Source organism: Citrobacter sp. EC_71, assembly GCF_019584005.1.
GTDB lineage: Bacteria > Pseudomonadota > Gammaproteobacteria > Enterobacterales > Enterobacteriaceae > Citrobacter > Citrobacter werkmanii.
Genome location: NZ_VDAY01000118.1, coordinates 1 through 230, shown reverse-complemented (window position 1 = coordinate 230; position 230 = coordinate 1). Strand labels below are relative to the sequence as shown.

Below are 230 nucleotides of genomic sequence, written 5' to 3'. Positions count from 1 at the left end.
CTGGCACGGCTGGGACGGAAGTCGCTGTCGTTCTCAAAATCGGTGGAGCTGCATGACAAAGTCATCGGGCATTATCTGAACATAAAACACTATCAATAAGTTGGAGTCATTACCCTAAAGGTTAAGTAATACTGCGGAACAAACATCGTGGAATGTTCCTTCTGACATATTCCGTTTAATCGGTAAATTTGACACACCCCCCATTACAGTCTATCTGTAACGGCCTTATA

General features: G+C 43.5%; 1 protein-coding gene. It reads left to right on the top strand.

Annotated features, from left to right (window positions below):
* Positions 1 to 99, top strand: a 99-nt coding sequence (locus FHD02_RS24965; protein WP_000641146.1) for an IS1 family transposase, incomplete at its 5' end; no start/stop codon positions are given.
* Between the last annotated feature and the right edge of the window lie 131 nt (positions 100 to 230).